This window comes from Nitrospirillum guaranorum (genome assembly GCF_034653275.1).
Classification (GTDB): domain Bacteria; phylum Pseudomonadota; class Alphaproteobacteria; order Azospirillales; family Azospirillaceae; genus Nitrospirillum.
On record NZ_JAYEES010000003.1, the window covers coordinates 1,968,090 to 1,993,218 of the forward strand.

Below are 25,129 nucleotides of genomic sequence, written 5' to 3' on the forward strand. Positions count from 1 at the left end.
CTTCCCTCAGCTCAGCAGGCCGGCGTGGACCAGGGCCGCGCGCACCAGCTCCTGAGTCGCCGGCGTTGTTTCCACCAGCGGCAGGCGCAGTTCCGGACGGCACAGGCCCAGCAGGCTGGCGGCGTACTTCACCGGCGCCGGGCTGGTCTCCACGAACATGGCGTGGTGCAGCGGCATCAGCAGGTCGCGGATGCGGGCCATCTCCGTGAGGTCGCCGCGCACCCAGGCGTTCTGCATCTCGGCGCACAGGCGCGGCGCCACGTTGGCCGTGACGGAGATGCAGCCGACGCCGCCCTGCGCCAGGAAGGCCGTGGCGGTGGCGTCCTCGCCCGACAGCTGGATGAAGTCAGGGCCCAACTCGACCCGTGTGCGCAACGGCCGCACCAAATCAGCGGTGGCGTCCTTCACGCCAACGATGTTAGGCAACGCCGCGAGGCGGGCCATGGTGGCGATCGACATGTCGATCACGCTGCGGCCGGGGATGTTATAAATGATGATGGGCAGGTCGGCCGCATCATGGATGGCTTTGAAATGCTGGTAGAGACCTTCTTGCGTCGGCTTGTTGTAGTAGGGCGTCACCACCAGGGCGGCGTCGGCGCCCACGGCCTTGGCATGCTTGGTCAGGCTGATGGCCTCGGCCGTGGAGTTGCTGCCGGTGCCGGCGACCACGGGGACGCGACGGTCCGCCACCTCGACGCACAGCTCGACCAGGCGGCGGTGCTCCTCATGGCTCAGCGTCGGCGACTCGCCGGTGGTGCCGCAGGGGACAAGGCCGTGCGTGCCCTCTTTGACCTGCCAGTCCACCAAGGCCTGGAAGGCGCGCTCGTCCACTTTACCGTCGGCGAACGGCGTGATCAGGGCGACGAGGGAACCGGCGAGGGCGGGCGTGGCGGTGGTCATCTCTGCAATCTCCGTGGGCATTCGACCCGAAAGGCGCGAACCTTAGCGGCCCGGCACCTGGGTGACAAGCGACGAGAAAAGGCCCCCTGGGCCTCGTTCCGGCGGGGGCTGGCGGCCTTGATCCTGCCGCTTTCCCTCGTGGCGCTCCCTGTCACCGCCCTCGCCCAGTCGTCCAGCGATATCAGCACCTACCGCGCCGCCTTCAAGGCGGCCGACAGGGGCAAGTGGGCCGACGCCCACAAGCTGGCCGAGCGCGGGCATGACCCGCTGGCCGACAAGGTCCTGACCTGGATGGATCTCGGCCGCGCCGACACCGACGCCAGCTTCCAGGAGCTGACGGACTTCATCGACAAGAATCCGGATTGGCCCGGTCTGGCGGCCCTGCGCCGCAACGCCGAGATCCGCATGCCCAATTTCGGCGACACGCCGACGCGCGACTGGTTCGACAAGCACCCGCCCCTGACCACCGCCGGCTTCAACCGCTACGCCGACAGCCTGCTGAACCTGGGTGACAGCGAGAAGGCCATCGGCCTGATCCGCGACCGCTACATCAAGGGCAACTTCGGCGTGGTGGATGAGCGGACGTTCCGCACCAAGTACGTGGCCATCCTGCGGCCCGCCGACCATTGGGCCCGCCTGGACCGCCTGCTGTGGGAGAACGACGAGGAAGACGCGCGGCGCATGCTGCCCATCGTCGATCCCGGCCACCAGGCCGTGGCGCTGGCCCGCCTGGCCATGGCCGACCTGGACCCGGGCGTGGAGCGCCTGCTGCAGCAGGTGCCCGCCCCGCTGATGAGCGAGCCCGGCATCACCTACGAACGCCTGCGCTGGCGCCGGCGCAAGGAGATGGACGCCGGCGCGCTGGAGATCCTGGAGAACCTGCCCAAGGACGCGGGCCCCAAGAACGCCAATGGCGACCTGGGCCATCCCGAGGCCTGGTGGACGGAACGCCACATCCTGGCGCGCCACCTGATGGACCAGGGCCAGATGCAGCGCGCGTACCGCCTGGCGGCCAACCACGGCGTGACCGACGGCCTGGGCTTCATCCAGGCGGAGTTCCTGGCCGGCTGGCTGTCGCTGCAGTTCCTGAACAAGCCGGAGCAGGCGCTGGAGCATTTCACCCGCCTGTATGAGGGTGTCTCCTCCCCCGTCGGCCAGTCGCGCGGCGCCTATTGGGCCGGCCGGGCCTGCGAGAAGCTGGGCAACCCGGAACGCGCCCGCCAGTGGTACGAGTTGGGCGCGCGGTACGGCAGCACCTTCTACGGCATGATGGCGCAGGAGAAGCTGGGCCAGGCGGAGGCCATCCCCATCGCCCCCACGCCCTCCGCCGACGCCCGCGCCAAGTTCGAAAAGAACGAACTGGCGCGCGCCGCCCGCCTGCTGGACAAGGTGCTGACCGAGGACGACGACCGCGTGGACCTGTTCCTGCGCAAGCTGTCGCAGGACGCCAAGACGCCGGACGACTTCGTGCTGGTGGCCAGGGCGGCGCTGGAAATGCACCGCCGCGACCTGGGCGTGGGCATCAGCCGGCTGTCGCTGAACAAGGGCATCGTGCTGGCCGACGCGGGTTATCCCATCGTCGCCAGCCACCTGCCGGCGCAGCCGGAGCCGGCGCTGATCCACGCCCTCATCCGCCAGGAAAGCAGCTTCAAGGTGGACGCCGCCAGCGGCGCCGGCGCCCTGGGCCTGATGCAGCTGATGCCGCCCACGGCGCAGCAGTTGGCCAGGCGCGAGGGCATGAAATACACGGTCGCCAAGCTGACCCACGACCCCGACTTCAACATCCGCGTGGGCAGCGTGTTCGTGCAGGACCTGCTGGACCGCTTCGGCGGTTCCTACATCCTGGCCATCGCCGCCTACAACGCCGGCCCCGGCCGGGTGGCCAACTGGCTGCGCGACTATGGCGACCCGCGCATCGAGGCGGTGGATCCGGTGGACTGGATCGAGACCCTGCCCTTCTACGAGACGCGCAACTATGTCCAGCGCGTGCTGGAGAACCTGCACGTCTACCGCATCCGCATGGGGGGCCGCCAAATGCCGATGACCACGGACCTGAAGCGGGGCACGGCCGGTTGATGTCCAATCGGCAACACTATTTTGGTTAATTCGCGCAAAAGGTTAGGGGCGAAACCCTCAGACCCAATGTTAACTTGCGATTAATGACGAAGGCCATATCCTACCCCGGTAAACAGTTCCCGGTAGGTACGCGCCATGGCCTCTGTTCCCCTGGCTCCGCAGCCGCTTCCCGCCGCCCTGCTGCGGGCCGCCGCCGTCCATCATCGCCTGGTCGACGCCTTCATCCAGCTGACGCGGACTGAACTGGCGCGCCAGCGCGATGATTACGCCCGCGACAGCCTCAATGAGTTGCTGGACGTGCTCAAGGCCCAGTTGGTCGCATACGGATCGGATGCCGTGGCCGCGCGCCCGCCAGGGATGGAGGCCGCCAACCTACCCTGACCTACGCGATTAGGAGACCCCCGGGGCTGGGCGCCCCACGGAAGAGTGGCGCGAGTCGGCACTCATACCCATCGGCGCCTGAACTTTTCAGCCGTGATACCCCTGGCATCACCGCCGCTCCCTGGTGTTCGCGATTGTTACGGGGACTGAAAAGATGAATACTATTGTATTCTCTCAGCTAAACAGCTCTAAAGAAGGATACGTTGGGGAAAGGTTGAGTGTGGGGAGACAATGCCAGTTGTCAGCGCCAAGGCGCCTTCATACTCTCGCCCCAATTCAGGCTTCCTACCTTAGTAGGTTATGCTGTCGTCCCATCCGATGAACTCAGATGGCGCGTCATCGACTTGGAGTAGTGCCCATGCCCCGTAGGACTAAGAACACGGTTGTTGCCGAACTTGAAGGCAAGATTGAGAACCACGTCGCCAGCCGCATTCGTTTGCGGCGCGGTCTTCTGGGGATGAGCCAGTCGGATCTGGCCCGCGCCTTGGGTATCACCTTCCAACAAGTGCAGAAGTACGAACGGGGATCGAACCGTGTTTCGGTGGGCAAGCTCTATCGGCTGGCCGAAATCCTGGACGTGCCGTTGACCTTCTTCTTCGACGACCTGGAGAGCGGCGCCGACCGCCCCGCCCCCACCAGCTTCAGCGCTCCGGACGAGGGGTCGCCCCTGCTGTCGCGCCGCGACCTGGATCTGTTGCGGGCCTGGCGCAACGCCCCGGCGGACATCGCCGACTGCGTCGCCGGTCTGCTGCGCGCCGTATCGCATGACGACGACGGCGCCGAAACCGCCCCCGCCGCCTCCGCCGCGCCCTCCGGCGACGGCGAGGAAGATGCCGGCGGCGACGCCAAGCCGGCCCGCCGCCGCCGTGGCGCGGTCTGGGACCCCGCGGACATGTACAAGGCCGCCAAGGCGCCCAAGCGCGGCAAGTCGGCCCCCACGCCTCCGTAATCGGCACGGGTATGGACGAATGAAAAAGGGCTCGGGAGGGGAAACCTTCCGGGCCCTTTTCATTTTTGGCCGTCCTACCCCTTCTTCACGAACTCCGCCCTCAGAACCAGGCCCTTGATGGTGTCGTGGCGGCAGTCGATCTCCTGCGCGTCGCCGGTCAGGCGGATGGACCGGATGACCGTGCCCCGCTTCAGCACCTGGTTGGCGCCCTTCACCTTCAAATCCTTGATCAGGGTGACGCTGTCGCCGTCGGCCAGGAGGTTGCCCACGGAATCCCGCACCTCGACCACGGCCCCTTGTGCAGGGGTTGCCGCGGCGTTCGCCGCCGCCTGGCTGGCCGGGATCCACTCGCCGGTGGCCTCGTCATAGACAAACTCTTCATCGGCCGCACTATTCATCGGGAACCTCAATCGTCGCGCATAGGTCACCGCACCCAGGAACGCCGAAGAAGGGGCGCGGGCGCGGTGGCAGGGATGTGTCTATCGGTTGGCCGGTGGATCAGGGCGCCGGCACGCCGCCGCCGGGAAGGTAGCCGACCGGGCGGCGGCCGTCACGCCCCAAAGCCCTGGCGGTGCTATAATGGCGCCCAGCCAGGAATGAGACCCGGAAGGCCTTATCATGACCGATCTTCCCCAGGAGTTGCGGGGCACCCGCGTGCTGGTCTGCGCCGACGACGGCCCGCTGTTGGCCAGTGACCAGGACGCCGTGCCCCTGGTCGGCCTGGCGTGGGAACATGCCGCCCGGGTGGTGGCCATCCCCCTCAGCCGCCTGGCGCCCGGCTTCCTCACCCTGGCCACGGGTCAGGCGGGGGCCATCATCCAGAAGTTCGCCAACTATCAGCTGCGCCCGGTCATCGTCGGCGACGTCAGCGCCTGGACGGCCGGCAGCGGGGCCCTGCGCGATTTCATCCATGAGGCCAACCGGGGCCAGGTCGTCTGGTTCGTCGACGATCTGGCGGCGCTGGAACGGCGCCTGGCGGCGTGACCCGTCAGGTCATCTTTCAATAGAATGGTCGCGTCGGCCGCGCGTGTGGCGGGATAGGCGGAAGGACCGCGTCGTTACGCGCCCAGAACCAGAAACGACAAAGCCGCCCCGAAGGGCGGCTTGTCCGTTTCACTCACCCGCTGATATGGCCTGGGCAAGTGATGGCGGAGGGGATGGGATTCGAACCCACGGTACCAGTTTCCCGGTACGACGGTTTAGCAAACCGTTGCCTTCAGCCACTCGGCCACCCCTCCGTCCACCGACTGTCGTCGGCGGTTCGCGTATGTACTCGGGCGGCGGCCCCCTTGTCAACGATAACGGTGAGGAAAAATCGCGGGAAAATGAAAAGGGGGACCAACCGGCCCCCCTGCCCATGCCGCCCCCGGGAAAACGCCGGGCGGCGCACCATTTTTTCCTGCCGGACCAAGGCCCAAGGGCCCGGTCCTAACCTTAGGCCTCGGGATTTCAGCCCTTCAGCTTGGCGGCCAGGATCTCGTTCACCAGGGCGGGGTTCGCCTTGCCCTGGGTGGCCTTCATGACCTGGCCGACGAAGAAGCCGAACAGCTTGTCCTTGCCGCTGCGGAACTCCGCCACCTTGTCGGCGTTGGCCGCCATCACGGCCGCGATGGCCTGGTCGATGGCGCCCGTGTCCGTCACCTGGCGCAGCCCCTTCTCCTCCACGATCTGGGCGGCGGGCTTGCCCGTCTCCAGCATGTCGGCGAACACCTCCTTGGCGATGCGGCCGGAGATGGTGTTGTCCGCGATCAGGTCGATCAGGCCGCCCAGCGCCGCCGCGCTGATGGGCGAGCTGTCGATGTCGGCACCCGTCTTGTTCAGCGCGCCCAGCAGGTCGCCGATGACGAAGTTGGCCGCCATCTTGGGATCGCGGCCCCGGGCCACCTCTTCATAGAAGTCGGCGCGCGAGCGCTCCGCCACCAGCACGCCGGCGTCATAGACCGGCAGCTTGTAGTCGGCCATGAAGCGGGCCTTCTTCTCATCCGGCAGTTCCGGCAGGGTGCGCTTGATTTCCTCGACCCAGGCCGCGTCCAGTTCCAGGGGCAGCAGGTCCGGGTCGGGGAAGTAGCGGTAGTCGTGCGCCTCCTCCTTGGAGCGCATGGACCGCGTCTCACCCTTGTTCGGGTCCCACAGGCGGGTTTCCTGCACCACCGCGCCGCCATCCTCGATCAGCGCCACCTGGCGCTGGGCCTCGTACTCGATGGCCTGCTGCACATAGCGGATGGAGTTGACGTTCTTCGTCTCCGTCCGGGTGCCGTACTTCTCACCCGGCTTGCGCACCGACACGTTGATGTCGCAGCGCATGGAGCCTTCCTCCATGTTGCCGTCGCAGGTGCCGAGATAGCGCAGGATGGTGCGCAGCTTGCGCAGGTAGGCGGCGGCCTCCTCCGGCGTGCGCATGTCGGGTTCCGACACGATTTCCATCAGGGCGACGCCCGACCGGTTCAGGTCGATGTAGGTCTTGGTCGGGTTCTGGTCGTGCAGGCTCTTGCCCGCGTCCATCTCCAGATGCAGGCGCGTGATTCCCACCTCGCGGGTGGAACCGTCCGCCAGGTCCAGCACGATGGTGCCATGGCCCACGATGGGCTGCTGGAACTGGCTGATCTGGTAGCCGGAGGGCAGGTCGGCATAGAAGTAGTTCTTGCGGTCGAAGACCGAGCGCAGGTTGATCTGCGCCTTCAGGCCCAGGCCCGTGCGCACCGCCTGCTCCACGCAGACCTCGTTGATCACCGGCAGCATGCCGGGAAAGCCCGCGTCCACGAAGCTGACTTGGCTATTGGGCGCGGCGCCGAAGGCGGTCGCCGCCCCGCTGAACAACTTGGCATTGGAGACGACCTGGGCATGGACCTCCAGCCCGATCACCACTTCCCATTCGCCCGTCTCGCCTGCAATCCGATAAGCCATCGTCTTCGCCATCAAGTCCAATTCATGGAGTGAGGGGTTTTCATGGCCGGAATCGCGTGAAAACGCAACCGGCTTGGGCGACGATGCAGCCCGGCGCCCATCAAGGCGTCCCCCGCCGCCGCGACGGCTCACTCACTAAAAGTTGTGCCCGCCGAACCGGTATTTTATTTTCAATGGTGAATTAAGCGTGGAAATTCGGCGCGAAAATTAAGACATCATCAAGAGATTGCCTATTACCTACGGCCTAACCCTTTTCCGTAACAGGATTGTCACGATGCTCCAGTCCCTCAAAATCGCCCACAAGCTGGGCCTGGCCGTCCTGCTTTTCCTGGTTCCCGTGGGCTACCTGCTCTACGCCCTGATCGCCCAGCAGCAGATCTCCATCGACTTCGCGGCCAAGGAACTGGCCGGCACCGCCTACCTCAGGGGCTTGCAGACCATCCAAACCCGGCTGGCCGCGGCGGAGACGGGCGGGGCCGCCGTGGACGCGGCCGGCAGCGCCGCCACGGTGCGCCAGTTGCAGGCCGCCTGGGGACAAGACATGGACAGCGCCGCCAAGGCGGATGAGCTGGTGGCGGCCCTGGGCAAGAAGGACGGGGCCAGCAGCCCCGCCACCCGCGCGGCCTTGCGCGCGCTGATCGCCCAGATCGGCGACAAGTCCAACCTGATCCTGGATCCGGACCTGGACAGCTTCTACGTCATGGACATCGTCCTGGTGAAATTGCCCGACCTGCAGGACCAGACCACGGGCCTGCGGGCGGTGACGCATCAGGCGGGGGACAACAAGGTCGACCTGTTCGTCGCCCTGGGCGGGGTCAAGGCCCTGCTGTCGGGCGTCGATTCCTCCGCCACCTCGGCTTACGGCGGCAATGCCGACGGCAGCGTGAAGAAGGCGCTGGAGGCCCCGGTCGCGGCCCTGCAGAAGGCCGCCGGCGCGTTGACCGCCGGCGCCGAGAAGGGCAGCGTCGCCGACGCGGACACGCTGTCGGCGCTGAAGACGCAGGATGCCCTGTACACGGCCGCGTCGGCCGATCTGGAGCGCTTGCTGAACGCGCGCATCGGCGGCTTCAAGGCGACGCAGCTGCGCGTGCTGCTGATCTCGCTGGCGTTGTTCGCGGTGGCCGGCGGCGCCGTCTATCTGGTGGTGCGCCGTTTCGTCATCGCGCCGCTGAGCGACCTCACCGGCGCCATGTCCGGTCTGGCGCAGGGCCGCCTGGACACCAGCATCGACCACGCCGACAGCGGGGACGAAGTCGGCGCCATGGCCCGCGCCCTGGTCGTCTTCAAGGAGAACGCCCAGCGCACCCATGCGCTGGAGGCGGCGCAAACCCTGGAGCAGGAAAAGCGGCTGCGCCGCCAGCAGGCGCTGGAAACCCTGACCAAGGACTTCCAGCTGGCCATCAGCGCCGAGCTGCGCGGCATGGCCGCCGCCGCCACGGAACTGGAGGCCACCGCCGGCTCGCTGGCCGGCCAGGCCGACAACACCGCCGCCCGCACCCAGGCCGCCGACGACAGCGCCGCCCGCGCCACGGCCAACACCCAGACGGTGGCGGCGGCGACGGAGCAACTGGCCGCCAGCAGCAACGAGATCGGCGCGCAGGCGGAGCAGACGGCCGCCACCACCAAAACGGCGGTGCAGGAGGCGGAGCACGCCCGCAACGTGGTGGATGAACTGGCCACCGTGGCCGAGAGCGTGAACGAGGTGGTGCGCTTCATCCAGACCATCGCCGCGCAAACCAACCTACTGGCGCTGAACGCCACCATCGAGGCGGCGCGCGCCGGGGAGGCCGGCAAGGGCTTCGCCGTGGTGGCGACCGAGGTCAAGAGCCTGGCCAACCAGACGGCGCAGGCGACGGAAGACATCCAGGCGCGGGTCGGCGGCGTGAAGGCCGCGGCCGACAACGCCATCGGCATCATCAACCGCATCGCCACCACCATCGGCGTGGTCGACGGCAATTCCGGCGCCATCGCCGCCGCCGTCAGCCAGCAGAGCGCCGCCACCAGCGAAATCAGCCGCAACGTGGCGGAGGCCGCCGCCCGCACCCAGGAGGTGACGGAATCCCTGACCTTGGTGCGGGACAGCGCGGAATTTACCAAGGAAGCCTCGGGGCAGTTGCTGGTCGCGGCCAACGAGCTGTCGCGGCAGTCGGAACAGCTGCGCACGGACGTGGAACATTTCCTGGTCGCCATGCAGACGGCCGAGGATCGCCGCCAATTCGACCGCCACGACATCGACCTGCCGGCCCGCGTGGGCGCACCGGGCGCAGCCCTTTCCGGTCCCGCGACGCACCGCCTGGTCAATATCGGCCGGGGTGGATGCGCCGTGATCGGCCCCGCCATCGGCGGCGCCGGCCATGAGGTCGAGGTCGAGCTGGAGGGCCGGCGTTTCCGGGGGCGCGTCACCGCCCAGGAAGGCGACACCACGCGCATCCAGTTTCGCCTGACCGATGAAGCCGCCCAAGCGGTGGATGCCCTGGTGGCCCGCCACCGGGCCGCCGCCTGATGGGCGTCCTCACAGGCTGGGGAACGCCCATGAAAGATAAGCGGCCAATCCAATAGAAGCCAAACGATCGGGGATTCGATACCTATAAGTATAGATTGGCCGACTGTGTGGTTAATCCTAACGATTTCTTCAGGCTAACTGGCGAAAATGGCCGCTGAGGAATCGTGAGGTTGGGATGCGTTTTCAGAATTCGCCGCCATTCTCCAGCAACGGCGACAACCATCCCACCCCCCTTTCCTGGCGGCTGCCGGGCGCCGACGGCCTGCCCAGCGCCGGTCGCCTGAACAGGCTTGTTCCCCTCCTGGTCCTGGCGTTGGCACTGGCCGGGAGCGCGCTGGTCGCCCGGCTCACCAGCGCGCATAACCGGACCCTGGCCGCGGACAGCCTGTCCGTCCGCGCCGGCGAGATGACGGAAGACTTGCGCCAGCAGCTGACGCTGTACCAATACGGCCTGCGCGGCGCCCGCGGCGCGGCGGTCGTCGCCGGGGCGGAATTCCTGACCGAGGCCCAGTTCCGGCACTATAGCCGGACGCGGTCGCTGGAGACCGAATTCCGGGGCGCGACGGGCTTCGGCATCGTGCGGCGTATACCCGCCGGCGAGGAGGAGGCCTTCGTCCAGCGGGAACACCTGGGCGGCCGGCCCGGCTTCCGGATCTGGGAGCTCAATCCGCACGATGGCGAGCATGCCATCATCCAATTCGTGGAGCCGGAGGATGCCAACCTCACCGCCGTGGGGCTGGACATCGCCTCGGAGCCCGCGCGCCATGCGGCCGCCATCGCCGCCATGCGGTCGGGCGAGCCGCACCTGACCGCCCCCATTTCCCTGGTGCAGGCGCCGGGGGACCAAGGGGGGTTCCTGCTGTTGCTGCCCATCTACCGGCAGGGGGCCGACCTCGCCACCCCGGATGCGCGCGAGGCCGCGACGGTGGGCTGGGCCTATACCCCCTTCCTCATCAGCAGAATGATCACCGGCTCGGAACTGATGCGAGCGGACGTCGGCTTCACCGTGAGCGACGTGACCGAGGGTATGGACGCCCCGCCCTTCTACCGGACGCCCGCGCCGGCCATCGGCTTCGTCGACGGCCTGGTCCACGACGACGTCTTGCCGATTTTCGGCCGCCGCTGGCTGATCCATTACCAGGCGACCCCCGCCCTGCCGCAGGCTTTGAACCTCACGCCGCCCTTGCTGGCGGCGTTCCGTGTGGGCATCGCCGGTGTCCTGCTGACCCTGCTGTCGCACCTTTACATGGCGAACCGCTCACGCCGGCTGGCCGCCGGCCGGGAAAGCGCCCGCCAAACCGACAGGCTGGAGCGGGAGGTCAAGGCGCGCACGGCCGATCTGGCGCAGCGGGAGGCCCGGTTCAAGACGCTGACGGAGCTGTCCACCGATTGGTACTGGGAAACCGATGGCGACGGCCGCTTCACCGCCATGTCGCAGGGCGTCTCGCGCATCGGGCAGGATCACCGCACCCTGATCGGCAAGACGCGGCGGGAGCTGTCGGCCAACCTCCAGGACCCGCGCCTGGACCAATATGAGGATTTCGTCCGGCAGGGGCTGCCCTTCCGCGACCTGCGGTATGACCTGATGGGCAACGACGGCGTCTTGCGCCACATCGTCATCAGCGGCACGCCCATCCTGGATGCCGCGGGCGCCTGCATCGGTTATCGCGGATCGGGACGCGACGTCACCGAACAGCTGCGGGCCGAGGAGGCCCTGCGCGCCACCTCGTCACGCCTGGCCTTGGCCACCAAGGCCAGCGGCATCGCCATCTGGGAATACGACGTGGCCACGGGCCGCCTGGATTGGGACGACCAGATGTTCCAGCTCTATGGCGCGCGGCGCGACGGCGCCGACTGCTTTTCCATCTGGCGGACCCACTGCCAGCCGGACGACGCGGCGCGGGTGGCGGCCGAGTTCCGGCGCGTGCTTGACGGCGGGGCGGACCTGGACACCGAGTTCCGGGTGGTACGCCCCGAGGGCGGCGTGCGCCATGTGAAGGGCGCCTCGATCACCGACAGGGACGCCGACGGCCGACCCATCCGCATCATCGGCGTGAACTGGGACATCACCGAGGTGCGCGACCGCGAGGCCGCCCTGGTGGCGGCGCAGGCCGCCGCCGAGGCCGCAAGCCGGGCCAAGACCGATTTCCTGGCCAACATGAGCCACGAAATCCGCACCCCGATGAACGCCGTCCTGGGCCTGACCCAGTTGCTGGCCGATTCCCGGCTGTCCGCCCAGCAACGGGACTTCGTCACCAAGATTTCCTCGGCCGGCCGCAGCCTCATGGCGCTGATCAACGACATCCTCGATTTCTCCAAGGTGGAGGCGGGACGGCTGGACCTTGAGCATGCGGAATTCCCGCTGCCCGACCTGGTGAACGGGCTGGTGTCGCTGGTGTCGGTCAACGCCAATGAGAAGAAACTGGCCCTGGCGGCGACCATCGCGCCGCACACGCCGGTGATGGTGGTGGGCGATCGCCTGCGATTGCAGCAGGTTTTGCTGAACCTGCTGGGCAACGCCATCAAATTCACCCCGGCCGGTTGCGTGACGCTGGACGTGCGCGTCATCGCCTGGCCCCGGGCTGACCGGGCGGCGCTGCGTTTCTCGGTGACCGACAGCGGCATCGGCATTCCCGCCCACGCCATCCCCACGCTGTTCAGCGCCTTCACCCAGGCCGACAGCTCGACCACCCGGCGCTATGGCGGCAGTGGGCTGGGGCTGGCCATCAGCAAGCGCCTGGTCACGCTGATGGGAGGCGAGATCGGAGTGGAGAGCCAGCCCGGCGCCGGCAGCACCTTCTGGTTCATCGTGCCCCTGGATGTGGCGTCACCGGTGAACACGGCGGGCCAGGCGCTCCGGGCCGCGCCCCCGCCGAATGCCGCCGCCAACACTCAGCCGCCCCGGCGGGTCAAACGGCTGAAGGGGCTGCGCCTGCTGATGGTGGAGGACAACAGCATCAACCAGGAGGTCGGCCGGCAGATCCTCGAGCGCGAGGGGGCCGGCGTCACCATCGCCGCCGACGGCGCGCAAGCCCTGGCGCGGCTTCGCGCCGGGCCCGATTCCGTGGACCTGGTGCTGATGGACATGCAGATGCCGGTGATGGACGGCTACGAGGCCACCCGGCTGATCCGGGAGGAGCCGGGCCTGCGCACGCTTCCCGTCGTGGCCTTGACCGCCGGCGTCCTGGACGCGGAGCGCGCCCGCGCCCATGCGGCCGGGATCACCGACTTTATGACCAAGCCGTTCGACCTGGACCAGATGGTCGCCACCATCCTGCGCCACGCACCCAAGGGGGCGGCACCGCGCCGGGGTCGCGTGATGGCGGCGACCACCCCGCCGTCCGGCGCCCTGGCGCGCCTGCGCGCCATCCTGCCCGATCTGGACCAACGGCTTGAAGCCATGGGCCTGGAGGATCATGGGGACCTGTACATCAGCCTGGTCGAGCGGTTCGTGCGGGAATTCGCCGACGCGGCGCAGGAGTTGCGACAGGCGGTGACGGACGGCAGGCCCGATGACGCGGCCCGCCAGCTTCATACCTTGCGCGGCACGGCCGGCCAGATCGCCGCCCATGGCGTGGTCACGGCAGCCACCATGGCCGAATATGCGTTGAGCCAGGAAAGCTGGGCCGTTTGGGACTCCAGCCTCACAGTATTGGCGACAGCCATGGGCAAGCTGGCGGCGGCCGTGAGGTGACGGCCGCCGCCGGTAGGGCTGGGACTCAGACCTGCTGGATGGCCGACAGCAGCCAGCGGCCGCCATCCGCCCGCACGAAGGTCCAGAGTTCCTGCACCTCCTCCGCGTGACGGTCATCGCCGGACACGACACGGCCGGTGTTCTCATCCACCGTCCAGTCGCGGGCGCGCCAGCGCAGCAGGGCCGTGCAGTAGGTGCGTCCGTCCTCGTGCCAGCTTTCCACCACGTCGCCCTTCACCAGTTGGACATCGGCCACCATGTTGCGGATGCCCCGGCTCTGGTTCTCCGTCATCTCCTCGCCGTAGTAGGACAGCATCTCCGGCGTCAGGTGGCGGCGCAGGGCCGTCAGGTCGCCCTTGCTCCAGCTGTCCATGACGCCGGTCAGGATCTGCTCGAACGCCGACAGGTCCTGGCCCTGCATCTGCACGCCGATGGCGGGCACCGGTGCCGGCGGCGGCACCGACGCCGACCCGCCGAAGGGCATCGCCTGGTAGGGCGCGTCCTGGGGCGGATACATCTCATACGTCATGCCCGACGCCGGGGCGGTGCGCGGGCCGCTGATGGCCATGCGCACCAGGCGGTAGATCAGATAGGCGATGCCCAGCATGATCAGCAGGCGCAGGAAGCCGCCGAAGGCGCCCCCCGAGCCGCTGCCGTAATCACCGCCCACGCCATAGCCGTGATGGCCGAACAGCGAGTTGTACAGGCTGGCGCCCAGGAATCCGCCCATCATGCCGGACAGGAAGGGATGGCGCTGGGTGAAGCTGGGCTGGGCGAATCCCGGCTGGGCGAATGGCTGCTGGAAGGCCGGGCGCGGCTGATAGGCCGGCGCTGCTGGTGCCGCTGCCGGCGGCGGGGTGATGCTGCGCTGGATGGGCTGGCCCGTCACCGACGGCGTGGCGGGCGTGGTGTAGGTCCGGCTGCCGCGGCTGCCGGAACTGGAACTGCGGCCCGGGCGGGCATCGGCGGCCAAGGGCGCCAAGGCCAGGGACACCGCCAGCACGGCGGCGACCGCACGCGAACCAAACCGACCGAACATTCTCTCTCCCCCTGATAAGCGGGACCGATTCCGGTCCCACCCTAATGTGGGCCCCCTTTGCAAATTTGCGAGGGCCACTGCCGCAGGACGACGCCATACCGCTTTCCCGGCCCGTTTTAAGCGACCCGCGACAGACGGGACCTTTGCCCGCAAGCCCCGCTCATGTCTAGACTGCATCCAAGCCCGGGACGGCACCGTGGGGAGGTGCGGCACGCCGGGCAGCAACGAAACCTGGGGTAATGGGGGTTCCTGCACATGCCCGCACCGAAGTGGAAGCTGGCGGCCCTGCTGGCCGGTACAGCCATGGTCTTGCTGACCACGCACATGGCCATCACCAGCACGCCCGCCAACGCCGGCGACAAGCCGGCGGCCGACCAACCCAAGGGCGACCAGGCCAAGGGCGACGACAAGGCCGGTGCCGATAAGGACTGGACGCCCAAGCATTTCACCATCGACCGCAGCGGCACCTTCAACGGCAAGCGCGTGGACTATCAGGTGCTGGCCGGTGAAACCCACCTGGTGAACGACAAGGAGGAGGACGCGGCCACCGTCTTCTCCACCGCCTATGTGAAGAAGGGCATCAAGGACGCGACCCAGCGCCCCATCATCTTCCTGTTCAATGGCGGTCCGGGTTCCGCCAGCCTGTGGCTGCACATGGGGGCCTGGGGGCCCAAGCGCGTGGACGTGCCCAGCGACGCCACCAACGCCGGCAGCCCGCCCTACCCGCTGAAGGACAACCCGCAAAGCCTGCTGGACGTGGCCGACCTGGTGTTCATCGACCCCGTGGGCACGGGCTACAGCCGCATCCTGCCCAAGGGGGATGAGAAGGATTATTATGGCGTAAAGCAGGACGCCCATTCCATCGCGCAGTTCATGCGCCGCTGGCTGTCCGACCACAAGCGCTGGAACTCCCCCGTCTTCATCGGCGGTGAAAGCTATGGCGGCATGCGCATCGGCGCCCTGTTGCCCGAATTGCTGGAGAACGGCGCGCCGGTGGGCCTGAACGGGCTGATCGTCGTGTCGGGCGCCGTCGACTATGGCGCGTTCGAGTTCAACCGCGGCAACGACGTGCCCTATCCCGCCTTCCTGCCGACCTACGCCGCCGTGGCCTGGTACCACAAGAAGATCGCCGACACCTCCATGGGGTTCGACGCCTTCATGAACCAGGTGCGCAAGTTCGCGGTGGAGGAATATCCGGTGGCCCTGCTGAAGGGCAACCGGATGAGCCCGGCGGAGCGCAAGAGCGCGATCGACAAGCTGTCGCGCTTCACCGGCCTGTCGCCCGCCTATCTCGACCGCACCAACCTGCGCGTCCGCGATGTGCGCTTCGCCAAGGAACTGCTGCGCGACCAGGGCAAGGTCGTCGGCGTCTACGACGGCCGCTACACCGGCCAGGAATATGATTCTGCGGGGGACACGGCGGAAAGCGATCCGTCCGGCTACGGCGTGGGCGCCGCCTTCGCCACCACGCTGCAGAGCTATCTGCTGAGCGACCTGAACATCAAGATGGACCGCGAGTACCGCACCAGCGGCGACGTGGGCAAGAACTGGGACTGGAAGACCTGGGGCGACGAGGGCGGCGGCTACGCCAATGTGGCGCCGTGGTACGGCGACGCCATGCGCCAGAACCCCAAGCTGAAGGTGTTCATGGCCGGCGGCTGGTACGACATCTGCGTGCCGTTCTTCTCCAACGAGAACGCCATGAACGCCAACGGCGTGCCCACCGACCGGGTGACCTTCAGCTACTACGAGGCCGGCCACATGATGTACCTGAACCGCGCCGCCCTGGATAAGCTGACCGACGACGTCCGCCGCTTCGTCAAGGCGGCGGCGCCGGGGGCGACGGAGTAGGATCGAAGAGCGGCGGGGTGGTCAGTACCGCCCCGCCGGCTTGCGTGCTGTCGCACGGGCGGATTTCAAGCGCATCGGATGGTCCGGAGTGCGTCTCAAGAAGCCCGCCACCTCCTTGAACTCCGCCGGCAGCGATTCCGCCCCCGGGTACAAGCGATAGCTCCAGAACCGATAGCCATGCCGCCACAGCGCCCCCACCTTCCGCCACTGGGCAACGTCGGTGCGCTCAGGCGCCTTGAACGACCGGTCCATGAGAGCCAATCCTCCGCGGCAGGAGGGGCAGGACCGCTCGCATCCTCCCGTATCGTCAAACCGTACCGTCAGCTTCCACGAACGTCGGCAGGCGAAGCACGCGTGGGCGATCATATAGCCACTGGTGAAAACATTATCGCAGGGTTCCCGTTTCTATCAGGCCCACGGATTCAGGACTGAAACTCCTGTGCGGACGTAATCGGCAACGTCACGCGTCACCACGGTCAAATCATAATGAAGTCCCGTCGCGGCGATAATGAGATCGGGTTGTGTGTAAGTGTGGCGTGCCTGTCGGCCCGCCTCTACCAGCAGGTGCCATTTCAACATCACGTCTTCGCTAATGGGCAGTACACGGCTATCGAACATCGGACGCAGCTTATGCGTCAGCCAGTCCATCAACTCCGACCGTTTGCCGGCGTCGGTTACCTGTTCAATGCCAAACCGGATTTCCGCCAGAGCGACGGTGCTGATGAAAAGGGCCTCAAGAGGTTGGGCGGCCACAAAGGCGACAACCTCGCCATTCGGCTTGGGCCGACGGAGTTCTGACAAGACGTTGGTGTCCAGAAGCCACCCCGTCATAGCACCACGTCACGCACGGGCATGGCCATGCGTTCAACATTAAACTCGATGTCGGGATACGGACACGCCTGGAGCACATCCACCAAGGCTTGTCCAGAAAGCTCCCCTTTCAGTCGACGGAATTCCTCCGCTGAAACAACAACCACCTCATCGCGTCCGTGCACCGTGACATGCTGCGGCCCATCGCTTTTGACCCGCCGCACCAGCTCACTGAACCGCGCCTTGGCATCTTGCAAGGGCCAGCGATCATCAGACCTCGACATCTCGCGCGGCTTCCGCATGATGTCCAACTCCAGCAACTAGTCTGTCTGACCAGTATATCAAAGCGAATGACGCCAGACCAGCTACCACTCCATCAACTCCAGCGCCCGGCTGAAGTCGAAGCCGCGCACTGACTGGATGAAGTCGTCGGCGCGCGGGGCCGGCAGAATGGTCCGCAGCAGATGCAGGTTGCTTTCGGCCAATTCCTCGGCTTCGGGATCGTGGTCGGCCAGCAGGCCGCGCAGGCGGGCCATCAGGGCCGCCGCCTTGGCCGGATCGGCGTCCGGGGCCACCGGCGGTACCGGCGCGGCCTCCGCCAGCCAGCGCTCGATGCCGGCCGCCACATCCTCCAACAGCGGGGTCAGGACGGCCACCGTCCGCTCCGGGGCGGCACCGCTGCGCAAAGCCGCCTCCACCGCCGCCGCCGCGCGCTGCACCTCGCCGGCGCCGATGGTGCCGGCCACGCCCTTAAGGGTATGGGCCAGCCGCTCCGCCGTGGCGGCGTCGCCGCCGCGCCAGCGGTCCAGGATGGCGGCGGGGGTGGCCCGCTGGTTGGCGGCGAACTTGCGGAGGATATCGGCGTAGAGCGCGCGCTTGCCGCGCACCCGCCGCAGCCCCTCCTCCGCATCGATGCCGGGAATGTCAATGGCGCGTTCCGGCGCCGGCTCGGGCGCCTTTTCCAAGACCAGCGGCGCCGGGGCGCGGTCCCCCCGCCTCGGTCCGCCCCTGCCCCCAGCGCGCCAGGACGGTGAACAGCTGGTCGGGGTCGATGGGTTTGGAGACGTAGTCGTTCATGCCCGCCGCCAGGCAGCGCTCGCGGTCCGACGCCATGGCGTTGGCGGTCATGGCCACGATGGGCAGCGCCATCTCCCCCATCTCGCGGATGCGGCGTGAGGCCGTCAGGCCGTCCATGACCGGCATCTGCACATCCATCAGCACGACGTCGTAGCGCCGCGCCGCGATCTTCTCCAGCGCGATGGCGCCGTTCTCGGCCAGGTCTACGCTGACGCCCACATCGGCCAGCAGCTCGACCGCCACCTGCTGGTTGAAGTCGTTGTCCTCCACCAACAGGATGGACAAGCCTTGCAGGGCCGCGAAGTCGGAGGGCGTCTCGCCGGCCCTGGTCTTGGGCTCCGCCGTCTCGCTGCCGGCGATGGCGCGGATGACGGCGTCGAACAGGACGGAGGAGTTCACCGGCTTGATCAGCACGTCCTCGATGCCGCTCCGCTCCGCCGCGCGGCGCACGTCGTCCCGGCTGTAGGCCGTCACCATGATGAGGTGCGGCGGGTGGGCTAGGCCCAGCGCGCGGATGCCCCGCGCCGTCTCCATGCCGTCCAGGTCCGGCATCTGCCAGTCCAGGAAGGCCACGTCGTAGGGGGTACCAGCGGCGGCGCCCTCGCGGATGGCGGCGATGGCGGCGCGACCGTCCCCGGCCCCGTCGACACGAAAGGACATGGAGGTCAGCATGGCCGACATCACCCGGCGGGCGTTGCGGCTGTCGTCCACCACCAGCACGCGGCGGCCGCGCAGGTCGGGCCGGGGCAGCAGCGGCTGGCTGGCCGACACCCGTCCCAGCTTGGCCGTGAACCAGAAGCACGAGCCCTTGCCATAGTCGCTGTCGACACCGACGGCGCCGCCCATCAGCTCCGCCAGCCGCTTGGAAATGGCCAGGCCCAGGCCCGTGCCGCCGAAGCGCCGGGTGGTGGTGGTGTCCGCCTGCTCGAAGCTGCGGAACAGGCGGCTTTGCTGTTCCGCAGTCATGCCGATGCCGGTGTCCGCCACCTGGAACAGCAGGGTCACCGACGCCTCATCCTCCTCCATGGCGCGGATGTTGATGGAGATGCGCCCCGTCTCGGTGAACTTCACGGCGTTGCCGGCGAAGTTGATGAGGATCTGCGCCAGGCGCAACGGGTCGCCCATGAGGTTGCCGGGCACCGCGGCGTCCACGTCGAAGACGAACTCCAGCCCCTTCGCCGCCGCCCGTTCCGACACCAGGTTGGCGACACCGTCCAGCACCTCGTCCAGCCGGATCTCGACCTGCTCGATGGTCAGCTTGCCGGCGTCGATCTTCGAGAAGTCCAGGATGTCGTTGATGATGCCCAGCAGATGCTGGCTGGACCGTTGGATCTTGGTCAGGTAGTCGCGCTGCCGGGGGGTGAGCTCGGTCTTCAGCGCCAGGTGGCTCATGCCGATGATGGCGTTCATCGGCGTGCGGATCTCATGGCTCATGTTGGCCAGGAAGTCCGCCTTGGCCTGCGACGCCGCCTCGGCGCTATGGCGGGCGGCCTCCAGCTCCACCGCCCGGGTGCGGGTCATGGCGACGATGCGGCTCAGCAGCGCCACCCCCGTGCCCACGCCGGCGTACAGCCCCTGATCGGTGATCAGGAAGCCTTCCGTCAGCGCCTTGGGGTGGTCGCTGGCGATCATGGCGCTGACATCGTCCAGGGGGGTGTCGACATCCACGCACAGGTAGGGCCGGCCCAGCATGAAGGCCACCGGCCGGCGGCGGTAGAGTTCGGACTTGATCTGGTGGGCGAACGTCGACAGCAGGAATTCGCGGGCGATCAGCCCCAGCACCCCGCCCCAGTCGTCCACCACGGCGACGCAGGGCAGCAGCGGCGCACCCAGGAAGATCTGCACGACGTCGCCGCAGGGCGTGCGCTCGCTGATGCCCTGGGCGGGCTGCAGAATGTCGCGCGCGCGATAGACCACCGGCATCGCCGCCGTGGCCTCACCCGTCGCCGCCGCCTCCGCACCCGCAGTGTCCATATGCAGCCCCTGCCTGAAGCCGGGCCTCCCCAAGTCTTTTCCCACAGTCCCCAGCCCATGCCGGCCTTGGTTCGCCGGCCTTCCTTCTATCGATACTCAGCCGCCATCATCAGGTAATCGCGCTTCCCATCCAGGAAACCATCCTGGTCGGCGAAGCGCTCGGCGATGGCGCGGAACTCGTCCTCGATATCCAGGAAGGCCTTGACGATGTCCGGATCGAAATGGCTGCCCGAACCGTCGGCGATGATGGCCGCCGCCTGCTCGTGCGGCATGGGCTCTTTGTAAACGCGGCGGCTGATCAGGGCGTCATAGACGTCGGCCACGGCCATCAGCCGGGCGGAGATGGGGATCGCGTCCCCCGACAGCCCCTCGGGATAGCCGCTGCCATCCCACTTCTCATGGTGGGAGTAGACGATTTCCTTGATGCAGGTCAGGAACTCGACCGGGGCGCCCAGCGCGTCCTCCGCCGCCTCGATGGCGTCGCGGCCCAACGTGGTGTGCCGCTTCATGATCTCGAATTCCTCGGGCACGTAGCGGCCCGGCTTCAGCAGGATGCGGTCGGGGATGCCGACCTTGCCGATGTCGTGCAGCGGCGCCGACTTGAACAGGGTGTCGATGCGGCTGTCGGTGATGTAGCCGGCGAAGCGCGGATGGTGGCGCAACCGGATGGCCAGGGCGCGGACGTAGAACTGGGTGCGGCGGATGTGGTTGCCCGTCTCGGTGTCGCGGGTTTCCGCCAACGAGGCCAGGGTCATGACGGTGACGTCCTGGATGGCCATGATCTCCCGCGTGCGGCGGGCCACCTCGGCCTCCAGGAAATCGGCCTTGTCGCGCAGCAGGTCGGCGATGGCCTTCAGACGCAGATGGGCGCTGACGCGGGCCAGCACGATGGGCGGGCTGATGGGCTTGGTGATGTAGTCGACGGCGCCCAGGGCCAGGCCCCGTTCCTCATCCGCCACCTCGTTGCGGGCGGTCAGGAAGATGACGGGGATGTCGCGGGTGGCGGGGTTGGCCTTCAACCGGCGGCACACCTCGTACCCGTCCATGCCGGGCATGACGATGTCCAGCAGGATCAGGTCCAGGCTGGGATGGGCGGCGACCACGGCCAGGGCCCGCTCACCGGAATTGGCCACCCGGACGTGATAGTCGTCCTTCAGCAGGCCGCTCATGATCTTGAGGTTGTCGGGCGTGTCGTCGACGACCAGTATTTGGGGCCGCGTCTTCTCCGCAATCCCGGGACTATTGTCTTCCCACATCGGCCATCGCCCACTCGAGAGGTGCCCCCGCCGGCGCCCCCGACTGAGGGGGGCCTGGGATTTTTCCTGCCACGCCAGGATCTTGGGAGCACGGGACCGTCCCGAAACCCCTCCGTCCGGGGCCGCGGAACGGGCCGCCAGGCGCCCGGCACCGGCGTGACATCCCTCTTTTGTATAGGCCGAATATTTCTTTCAGATGACGGTTTGCGAAAGATTACACTTTAATTATGAAGAAGATCGACCGCTTTTAATTCAATTGCACGGGATGAGGCCAAGCCAGAAAGGCTCACTACTAGGCCGCCGCCTCACGCCATCGCCCGCTGCGGGCGGGTGACGACGAAGGCCAAGGCCAGCGCCGCCACCAGCAGCACGGCGGCCAGCATGAATGGCGATCCCTGGGGCAGCATGGCGAAGGGGCCCACGCTGTCGGCCAGCACGCTGGTGAACAGCATGGGGCCGATCATGCCGGTGATGCCGCGGATGCTGACCAGGGTGCCCTGCAGCAGCCCCTGCTCCGTCGCCGCCACCTGGGCCGACATCATGCTCTGGGCCGAGGGGCCCACCATGCCCCACAGCGCCACCAGGGGAATGCCGCAGAAGAGGCCCGCCGCCACGGGGGAGGCACCGAAGGTGGTGAAGCCGGCGACACCCGCGACCAGGCCCACCATCAGGGTGCGCCGCGCGCCCAGGCGCTTGACCACGCGGCCCACCAGGCCGCCCTGCACCACCGTGCTGCACACGCCCACGCCCGCCAGCGTCAGGCCCACGGACTCCGGCCCCCAGCCGTAGCGGTCATTGACGTAGATGACGAAGGTGTTGTTCAGCACCTCATGCGCCAGATAGTAGAGCCAGACGATGCCGCTCAAGCCCAGCAGGCCGGGGGCGCCGCGCAGCAGGGCGAAGGCGCCCAGCGGGTTGGCCCGCCGCCAGGAGAAGGCGCCGCGCCGGTCGGCGGGCAGTGATTCCGGCAGCACGAACAGGCCGTAGCAGGCGTTCAGCAGGCTCAAGGCCCCCGCCACCCAGAACGGCAGGCGCGGCTCGATCCCGCCCAGCAGGCCGCCCGCCGCCGGGCCGACGATGAAGCCCAGGCCGAAGGCGGCCCCCAGCATGCCGAAGGCGCCGGCGCGCTTTTCCGCCGGGGTCACGTCGGCGATGTAGGCCGAGGCGGTGGTGAAGCTGGCGGCGGTGATGCCGGAGACGATGCGGCCCACGACCAGCCAGCCCAGGCTGGGCGCCACGGCCATCAGCAGGTAGTCCACCCCCAGGCCGAAGCAGGAGACCAGCAGGATGGGCCGCCGGCCGAACCGGTCGGACAACGCGCCGATGAGGGGGAGAACAGGAACTGCATGGCGGCGAACAGGGTGCCGAACAGGCCCACCATGTGCGCCGCCCGGGCGTTGTCGCCCCCGACGAAGCCCTTCACCAGATCAGGCAGGACGGGAATGACGATGCCCAGGGCCAGAACGTCCAGCAGCGCGGTCACGAAGACGAAAGCCAGCGCGGCGCGGCGCGGCGTGGGGGATGCGGTCATGGTCAGGCCCGAACTGAAATCCGGCGTGCGGGCGCCGGGAGGGGATGGTCATTTCTTGCAGGGCCTACCCTTAATCCTTTTGCCCGGCGGCGGGGAGTCCTGAAAACGCGACCGGTCATTCTGTCCAACGCTGTCCAGGCGCCCAATCCCGTCCGCGTGTGTCGACGCGCTGGCCTTGGCCGGCCCGCTGCCGGTATGGTGCCCGGCGATCACGAGCTTAGGTCAACGAGGACGGACGATGCGTGAAGTCAGCTGCGTTCTGGACGCCCAGGCCCAGTTGGGCGAATGCCCGCGTTGGGACCCCAACGGAGGGGACGCCGGCGATGGTGTGCTGTACTGGGTGGACATCCCCGCCAAGACGCTGCACCGCTTCGACCCCGCCACCGGCCAGGACGTTCGGCGCGGCTTCACCCAGCCGGCCGCCTGCCTGGCCCGCCACGGCGACCGTGGCTTCGCCCTGGGCATGAAGGACGGCTTCGCCCTGCTGGCCGATTTCAGCGCCGACCCCGTGCCCCTGGGCGCCCAGGTGGAAGAGGCGCGCGCCGACAACCGCTTCAACGACGGCCGCTGCGACCGGCTGGGCCGGTTCTGGTCCGGTACCCTGGACGGCACCAAGCAGCACCGGAACGGCACGCTCTACCGCCTGGACGTGGATGGCCAGGTGACGGATGTCGCCACCGGCTTCCTCACCAGCAACGGCATCGCCTTCTCGCCCGACGATCACACCTTCTACCTGTCGGACACGCCCAACCACGTCATCTACGCCTACGATTTCGACCTGGCGTCGGGCCGTATCGCCAGCCAGCGCGTCTTCCACCAGTTCCCGCACGGCCTGGGCCGGCCCGATGGCGCCTCGGTGGATGCGGAGGGCTGCTATTGGACGGCGCTGTACGACGGCGGCCGGGTGGTGCGCCTGTCGCCGCAGGGCGACATCCTGGAAGAGGTGGCCATCCCCGCCCGCCTCTGCACCATGATCGCCTTCGGCGGCCCCGACCTGAAGACCGCCTACGTCACCACCGCCCGCCAGAAACTGGATGAGGCCGAACTGGCCCGCCACCCGCAGTCCGGCGGCATCTTCAGCTTCCGCGTCGATGTGCCGGGCCTGCCGGAGCACAAGTACCGGGGGTGACGCCCAGCGGGCCGGTCACCTGGCCAGACCGAATGTCTTCCTCAAGCTGGCGTCGACGAGGCCGAAGGGCATGAAGCGACGCAACTTGCTGAGCAACGAGGCCTCGCCCTTGGGCGTGCGCCGCATCTTCCAAGCGCCCAGGGCGGCGTCGGCGATGGTGGCCGCGACGCCGTCCGGTCCCGGCGCGTTGCGGAGACTTTGTTGAATAACGCGGAATACCGTGTCGCGCTCCACATCATAGGCGGGGAGCTTGGCGACCGCCTGGGGCGCGTTAACGTCCAGGCTGGTCTTGGTGTAGGACGGCTGGACCAGAACCACCCGCACCCCGAACCCCCGAACCTCATGATCCAAGGTTTCGGACAATCCTTCCAAGGCGTGCTTGGAGGCCGAATAAACCCCCATGTAGGGCGCCGGAAGGAAACCGAGCACCGAACTGACATTGACGATCCGACCCGAGCGCTGCGCGCGCATGTGGGGCAGAACGGCCCGTATCGTCCGCAGCACGCCAAACACGTTGGTATCGAAAAGTGACTGAGCCTCCGCCGGCGAAGTTTCCTCCGTGGAGCCAAGCAGGCTCACGCCGGCACTGTTCACCAGGACATCGATGCGCTGGGCCTGGGCGATGACGGCCTGCATGGCCCGTTCAACGGACACATCGTCCCTGACGTCCATCTCGATCAGGACGACACCGGGTATCGGCTTCGCCGTCGCAAGGTTGCGCACGGTGCCGAACACGTGGCAGCCCCGCCGGACGAGGGTCTCGGCGGCGGCGCGCCCGATACCCGACGACACACCGGTTACAACCACAGTGAGGGATTTGGACATGGCCATCTCTAATTTTCGTAGTCGTAGGGTCATGCGTGGATGGAAGCATCCCGCCACCCTTAAGATAAGTGACCTGTGATGAATAAACAATATCGTCACAAGGCGCGTGTAAAAATATCCACCTTGCTTCGACGGCGTGACCGCGCTGGCGAAGGATGGTCCGAGTTGGCGCATGACGCGCTGGTCAGGATGGCCGGCGGCGGGCGGACTCGCTGCCTATGGCGCCGCAA

21 protein-coding genes and 1 tRNA gene are annotated in these 25,129 nt (G+C 67.7%); 8 read left to right on the forward strand and 14 right to left on the reverse strand.

What is annotated here, in order from left to right; translation table 11 throughout:
- Positions 1 to 6: 6 nt before the first annotated feature.
- A complete protein-coding gene (gene dapA, locus UAJ10_RS17985; protein WP_322916578.1) occupies positions 7 to 900 on the reverse strand; it encodes a 4-hydroxy-tetrahydrodipicolinate synthase in 894 nt (297 codons plus the stop codon).
- A gap of 117 nt (positions 901 to 1,017) precedes the next feature.
- Here dapA and UAJ10_RS17990 point away from each other — a divergent pair, with 117 nt between their 5' ends.
- From UAJ10_RS17990 to UAJ10_RS18000, 3 genes are all read left to right on the forward strand, one after another.
- Positions 1,018 to 2,976 (forward strand): lytic transglycosylase domain-containing protein, encoded by a 1,959-nt coding sequence (locus UAJ10_RS17990; RefSeq protein ID WP_322916579.1) that lies wholly within the window; start codon positions 1,018 to 1,020, stop codon positions 2,974 to 2,976.
- A 135-nt stretch (positions 2,977 to 3,111) separates the two neighbouring features.
- On the forward strand, positions 3,112 to 3,357 hold the full coding sequence (locus tag UAJ10_RS17995) for a hypothetical protein (protein WP_322916580.1): 246 nt from the start codon (positions 3,112 to 3,114) through the stop codon (positions 3,355 to 3,357).
- A 358-nt stretch (positions 3,358 to 3,715) separates the two neighbouring features.
- Complete coding sequence (locus UAJ10_RS18000) at positions 3,716 to 4,306, forward strand: helix-turn-helix domain-containing protein (RefSeq protein ID WP_322916581.1); 591 nt, start codon at positions 3,716 to 3,718, stop codon at positions 4,304 to 4,306.
- 74 nt (positions 4,307 to 4,380) lie between these two features.
- Here UAJ10_RS18000 and UAJ10_RS18005 read toward each other — a convergent pair whose 3' ends face one another.
- Positions 4,381 to 4,704, reverse strand: coding sequence for an alkylphosphonate utilization protein (locus UAJ10_RS18005; protein ID WP_322916582.1), 324 nt, complete (start codon positions 4,702 to 4,704; stop codon positions 4,381 to 4,383).
- Positions 4,705 to 4,924: 220 nt separating this feature from the next.
- Here UAJ10_RS18005 and UAJ10_RS18010 point away from each other — a divergent pair, with 220 nt between their 5' ends.
- Positions 4,925 to 5,290, forward strand: a complete 366-nt coding sequence (locus tag UAJ10_RS18010) for a DUF4180 domain-containing protein (RefSeq protein WP_322916583.1) — start codon at positions 4,925 to 4,927, stop codon at positions 5,288 to 5,290.
- Between the two features lie 162 nt (positions 5,291 to 5,452).
- Here the strand turns inward: UAJ10_RS18010 and UAJ10_RS18015 are convergent.
- Positions 5,453 to 5,544, reverse strand: a tRNA-Ser gene (locus tag UAJ10_RS18015).
- 211 nt (positions 5,545 to 5,755) lie between these two features.
- Positions 5,756 to 7,210 (reverse strand): Asp-tRNA(Asn)/Glu-tRNA(Gln) amidotransferase subunit GatB, encoded by a 1,455-nt coding sequence (gene gatB, locus UAJ10_RS18020; RefSeq protein WP_322917348.1) that lies wholly within the window; start codon positions 7,208 to 7,210, stop codon positions 5,756 to 5,758.
- 274 nt (positions 7,211 to 7,484) lie between these two features.
- On the opposite strand from gatB, the gene UAJ10_RS18025 reads away from it, so the two are divergent.
- Positions 7,485 to 9,713, forward strand: a complete 2,229-nt coding sequence (locus UAJ10_RS18025; protein ID WP_322916584.1) for a methyl-accepting chemotaxis protein — start codon at positions 7,485 to 7,487, stop codon at positions 9,711 to 9,713.
- A gap of 175 nt (positions 9,714 to 9,888) precedes the next feature.
- Complete coding sequence (locus tag UAJ10_RS18030; RefSeq protein ID WP_322916585.1) at positions 9,889 to 13,407, forward strand: CHASE domain-containing protein; 3,519 nt, start codon at positions 9,889 to 9,891, stop codon at positions 13,405 to 13,407.
- 25 nt (positions 13,408 to 13,432) lie between these two features.
- On the opposite strand, the gene UAJ10_RS18035 is transcribed toward UAJ10_RS18030, so the two are convergent.
- Positions 13,433 to 14,446, reverse strand: coding sequence for a Tim44 domain-containing protein (locus tag UAJ10_RS18035; protein ID WP_322916586.1), 1,014 nt, complete (start codon positions 14,444 to 14,446; stop codon positions 13,433 to 13,435).
- Between the two features lie 255 nt (positions 14,447 to 14,701).
- On the opposite strand from UAJ10_RS18035, the gene UAJ10_RS18040 reads away from it, so the two are divergent.
- Entirely contained in the window at positions 14,702 to 16,297 is a 1,596-nt protein-coding gene (locus UAJ10_RS18040) for a S10 family peptidase (protein WP_322916587.1), read from the forward strand.
- 21 nt (positions 16,298 to 16,318) lie between these two features.
- Here UAJ10_RS18040 and UAJ10_RS18045 read toward each other — a convergent pair whose 3' ends face one another.
- The 8 genes from UAJ10_RS18045 to UAJ10_RS18080 form a co-directional block, all read right to left on the reverse strand.
- Positions 16,319 to 16,549, reverse strand: coding sequence for a hypothetical protein (locus UAJ10_RS18045; RefSeq protein WP_322916588.1), 231 nt, complete (start codon positions 16,547 to 16,549; stop codon positions 16,319 to 16,321).
- A 156-nt stretch (positions 16,550 to 16,705) separates the two neighbouring features.
- Entirely contained in the window at positions 16,706 to 17,128 is a 423-nt protein-coding gene (locus UAJ10_RS18050; protein WP_322916589.1) for a type II toxin-antitoxin system VapC family toxin, read from the reverse strand.
- Entirely contained in the window at positions 17,125 to 17,409 is a 285-nt protein-coding gene (locus UAJ10_RS18055; protein WP_322916590.1) for a type II toxin-antitoxin system Phd/YefM family antitoxin, read from the reverse strand. The genes UAJ10_RS18050 and UAJ10_RS18055 overlap by 4 nt, the downstream gene beginning before the upstream one ends.
- A gap of 63 nt (positions 17,410 to 17,472) precedes the next feature.
- Entirely contained in the window at positions 17,473 to 18,072 is a 600-nt protein-coding gene (locus tag UAJ10_RS18060; protein ID WP_322916591.1) for an Hpt domain-containing protein, read from the reverse strand.
- A complete protein-coding gene (locus UAJ10_RS18065) occupies positions 18,032 to 20,158 on the reverse strand; it encodes a response regulator (RefSeq protein WP_322916592.1) in 2,127 nt (708 codons plus the stop codon). The genes UAJ10_RS18060 and UAJ10_RS18065 overlap by 41 nt, the downstream gene beginning before the upstream one ends.
- An 86-nt stretch (positions 20,159 to 20,244) precedes the next feature.
- Positions 20,245 to 21,414: a response regulator gene (locus tag UAJ10_RS18070; protein ID WP_322916593.1), complete on the reverse strand. Its 1,170-nt coding sequence runs from the start codon at positions 21,412 to 21,414 to the stop codon at positions 20,245 to 20,247.
- 305 nt (positions 21,415 to 21,719) lie between these two features.
- Positions 21,720 to 22,730, reverse strand: a complete 1,011-nt coding sequence (locus UAJ10_RS18075) for an MFS transporter (protein WP_322916594.1) — start codon at positions 22,728 to 22,730, stop codon at positions 21,720 to 21,722.
- Complete coding sequence (locus tag UAJ10_RS18080) at positions 22,658 to 22,945, reverse strand: hypothetical protein (RefSeq protein WP_322916595.1); 288 nt, start codon at positions 22,943 to 22,945, stop codon at positions 22,658 to 22,660. The genes UAJ10_RS18075 and UAJ10_RS18080 overlap by 73 nt, the downstream gene beginning before the upstream one ends.
- Before the next feature lie 238 nt (positions 22,946 to 23,183).
- Here UAJ10_RS18080 and UAJ10_RS18085 point away from each other — a divergent pair, with 238 nt between their 5' ends.
- A complete protein-coding gene (locus UAJ10_RS18085) occupies positions 23,184 to 24,074 on the forward strand; it encodes an SMP-30/gluconolactonase/LRE family protein (protein ID WP_322916596.1) in 891 nt (296 codons plus the stop codon).
- A gap of 15 nt (positions 24,075 to 24,089) precedes the next feature.
- Here UAJ10_RS18085 and UAJ10_RS18090 read toward each other — a convergent pair whose 3' ends face one another.
- On the reverse strand, positions 24,090 to 24,899 hold the full coding sequence (locus UAJ10_RS18090; RefSeq protein WP_322916597.1) for an oxidoreductase: 810 nt from the start codon (positions 24,897 to 24,899) through the stop codon (positions 24,090 to 24,092).
- Positions 24,900 to 25,129: the final 230 nt, after the last annotated feature.

Bases quoted from the DNA above. Each gene is read 5' to 3' on its own strand.
- dapA (WP_322916578.1), bottom strand. From the start codon at position 900: ATGACCACCGCCACGCCCGCCCTCGCCGGTTCCCTCGTCGCCCTGATC.
- UAJ10_RS17995 (WP_322916580.1), top strand. From the start codon at position 3,112: ATGGCCTCTGTTCCCCTGGCTCCGCAGCCGCTTCCCGCCGCCCTGCTG.
- UAJ10_RS18000 (WP_322916581.1), top strand. From the start codon at position 3,716: ATGCCCCGTAGGACTAAGAACACGGTTGTTGCCGAACTTGAAGGCAAG.
- UAJ10_RS18005 (WP_322916582.1), bottom strand. From the start codon at position 4,704: ATGAATAGTGCGGCCGATGAAGAGTTTGTCTATGACGAGGCCACCGGC.
- UAJ10_RS18010 (WP_322916583.1), top strand. From the start codon at position 4,925: ATGACCGATCTTCCCCAGGAGTTGCGGGGCACCCGCGTGCTGGTCTGC.
- gatB (WP_322917348.1), bottom strand. From the start codon at position 7,210: ATGGCTTATCGGATTGCAGGCGAGACGGGCGAATGGGAAGTGGTGATC.
- UAJ10_RS18025 (WP_322916584.1), top strand. From the start codon at position 7,485: ATGCTCCAGTCCCTCAAAATCGCCCACAAGCTGGGCCTGGCCGTCCTG.
- UAJ10_RS18030 (WP_322916585.1), top strand. From the start codon at position 9,889: ATGCGTTTTCAGAATTCGCCGCCATTCTCCAGCAACGGCGACAACCAT.
- UAJ10_RS18035 (WP_322916586.1), bottom strand. From the start codon at position 14,446: ATGTTCGGTCGGTTTGGTTCGCGTGCGGTCGCCGCCGTGCTGGCGGTG.
- UAJ10_RS18040 (WP_322916587.1), top strand. From the start codon at position 14,702: ATGCCCGCACCGAAGTGGAAGCTGGCGGCCCTGCTGGCCGGTACAGCC.
- UAJ10_RS18045 (WP_322916588.1), bottom strand. From the start codon at position 16,549: ATGGACCGGTCGTTCAAGGCGCCTGAGCGCACCGACGTTGCCCAGTGG.
- UAJ10_RS18050 (WP_322916589.1), bottom strand. From the start codon at position 17,128: ATGACGGGGTGGCTTCTGGACACCAACGTCTTGTCAGAACTCCGTCGG.
- UAJ10_RS18055 (WP_322916590.1), bottom strand. From the start codon at position 17,409: ATGCGGAAGCCGCGCGAGATGTCGAGGTCTGATGATCGCTGGCCCTTG.
- UAJ10_RS18065 (WP_322916592.1), bottom strand. From the start codon at position 20,158: ATGGACACTGCGGGTGCGGAGGCGGCGGCGACGGGTGAGGCCACGGCG.
- UAJ10_RS18070 (WP_322916593.1), bottom strand. From the start codon at position 21,414: ATGTGGGAAGACAATAGTCCCGGGATTGCGGAGAAGACGCGGCCCCAA.
- UAJ10_RS18080 (WP_322916595.1), bottom strand. From the start codon at position 22,945: ATGACCGCATCCCCCACGCCGCGCCGCGCCGCGCTGGCTTTCGTCTTC.
- UAJ10_RS18085 (WP_322916596.1), top strand. From the start codon at position 23,184: ATGCGTGAAGTCAGCTGCGTTCTGGACGCCCAGGCCCAGTTGGGCGAA.
- UAJ10_RS18090 (WP_322916597.1), bottom strand. From the start codon at position 24,899: ATGTCCAAATCCCTCACTGTGGTTGTAACCGGTGTGTCGTCGGGTATC.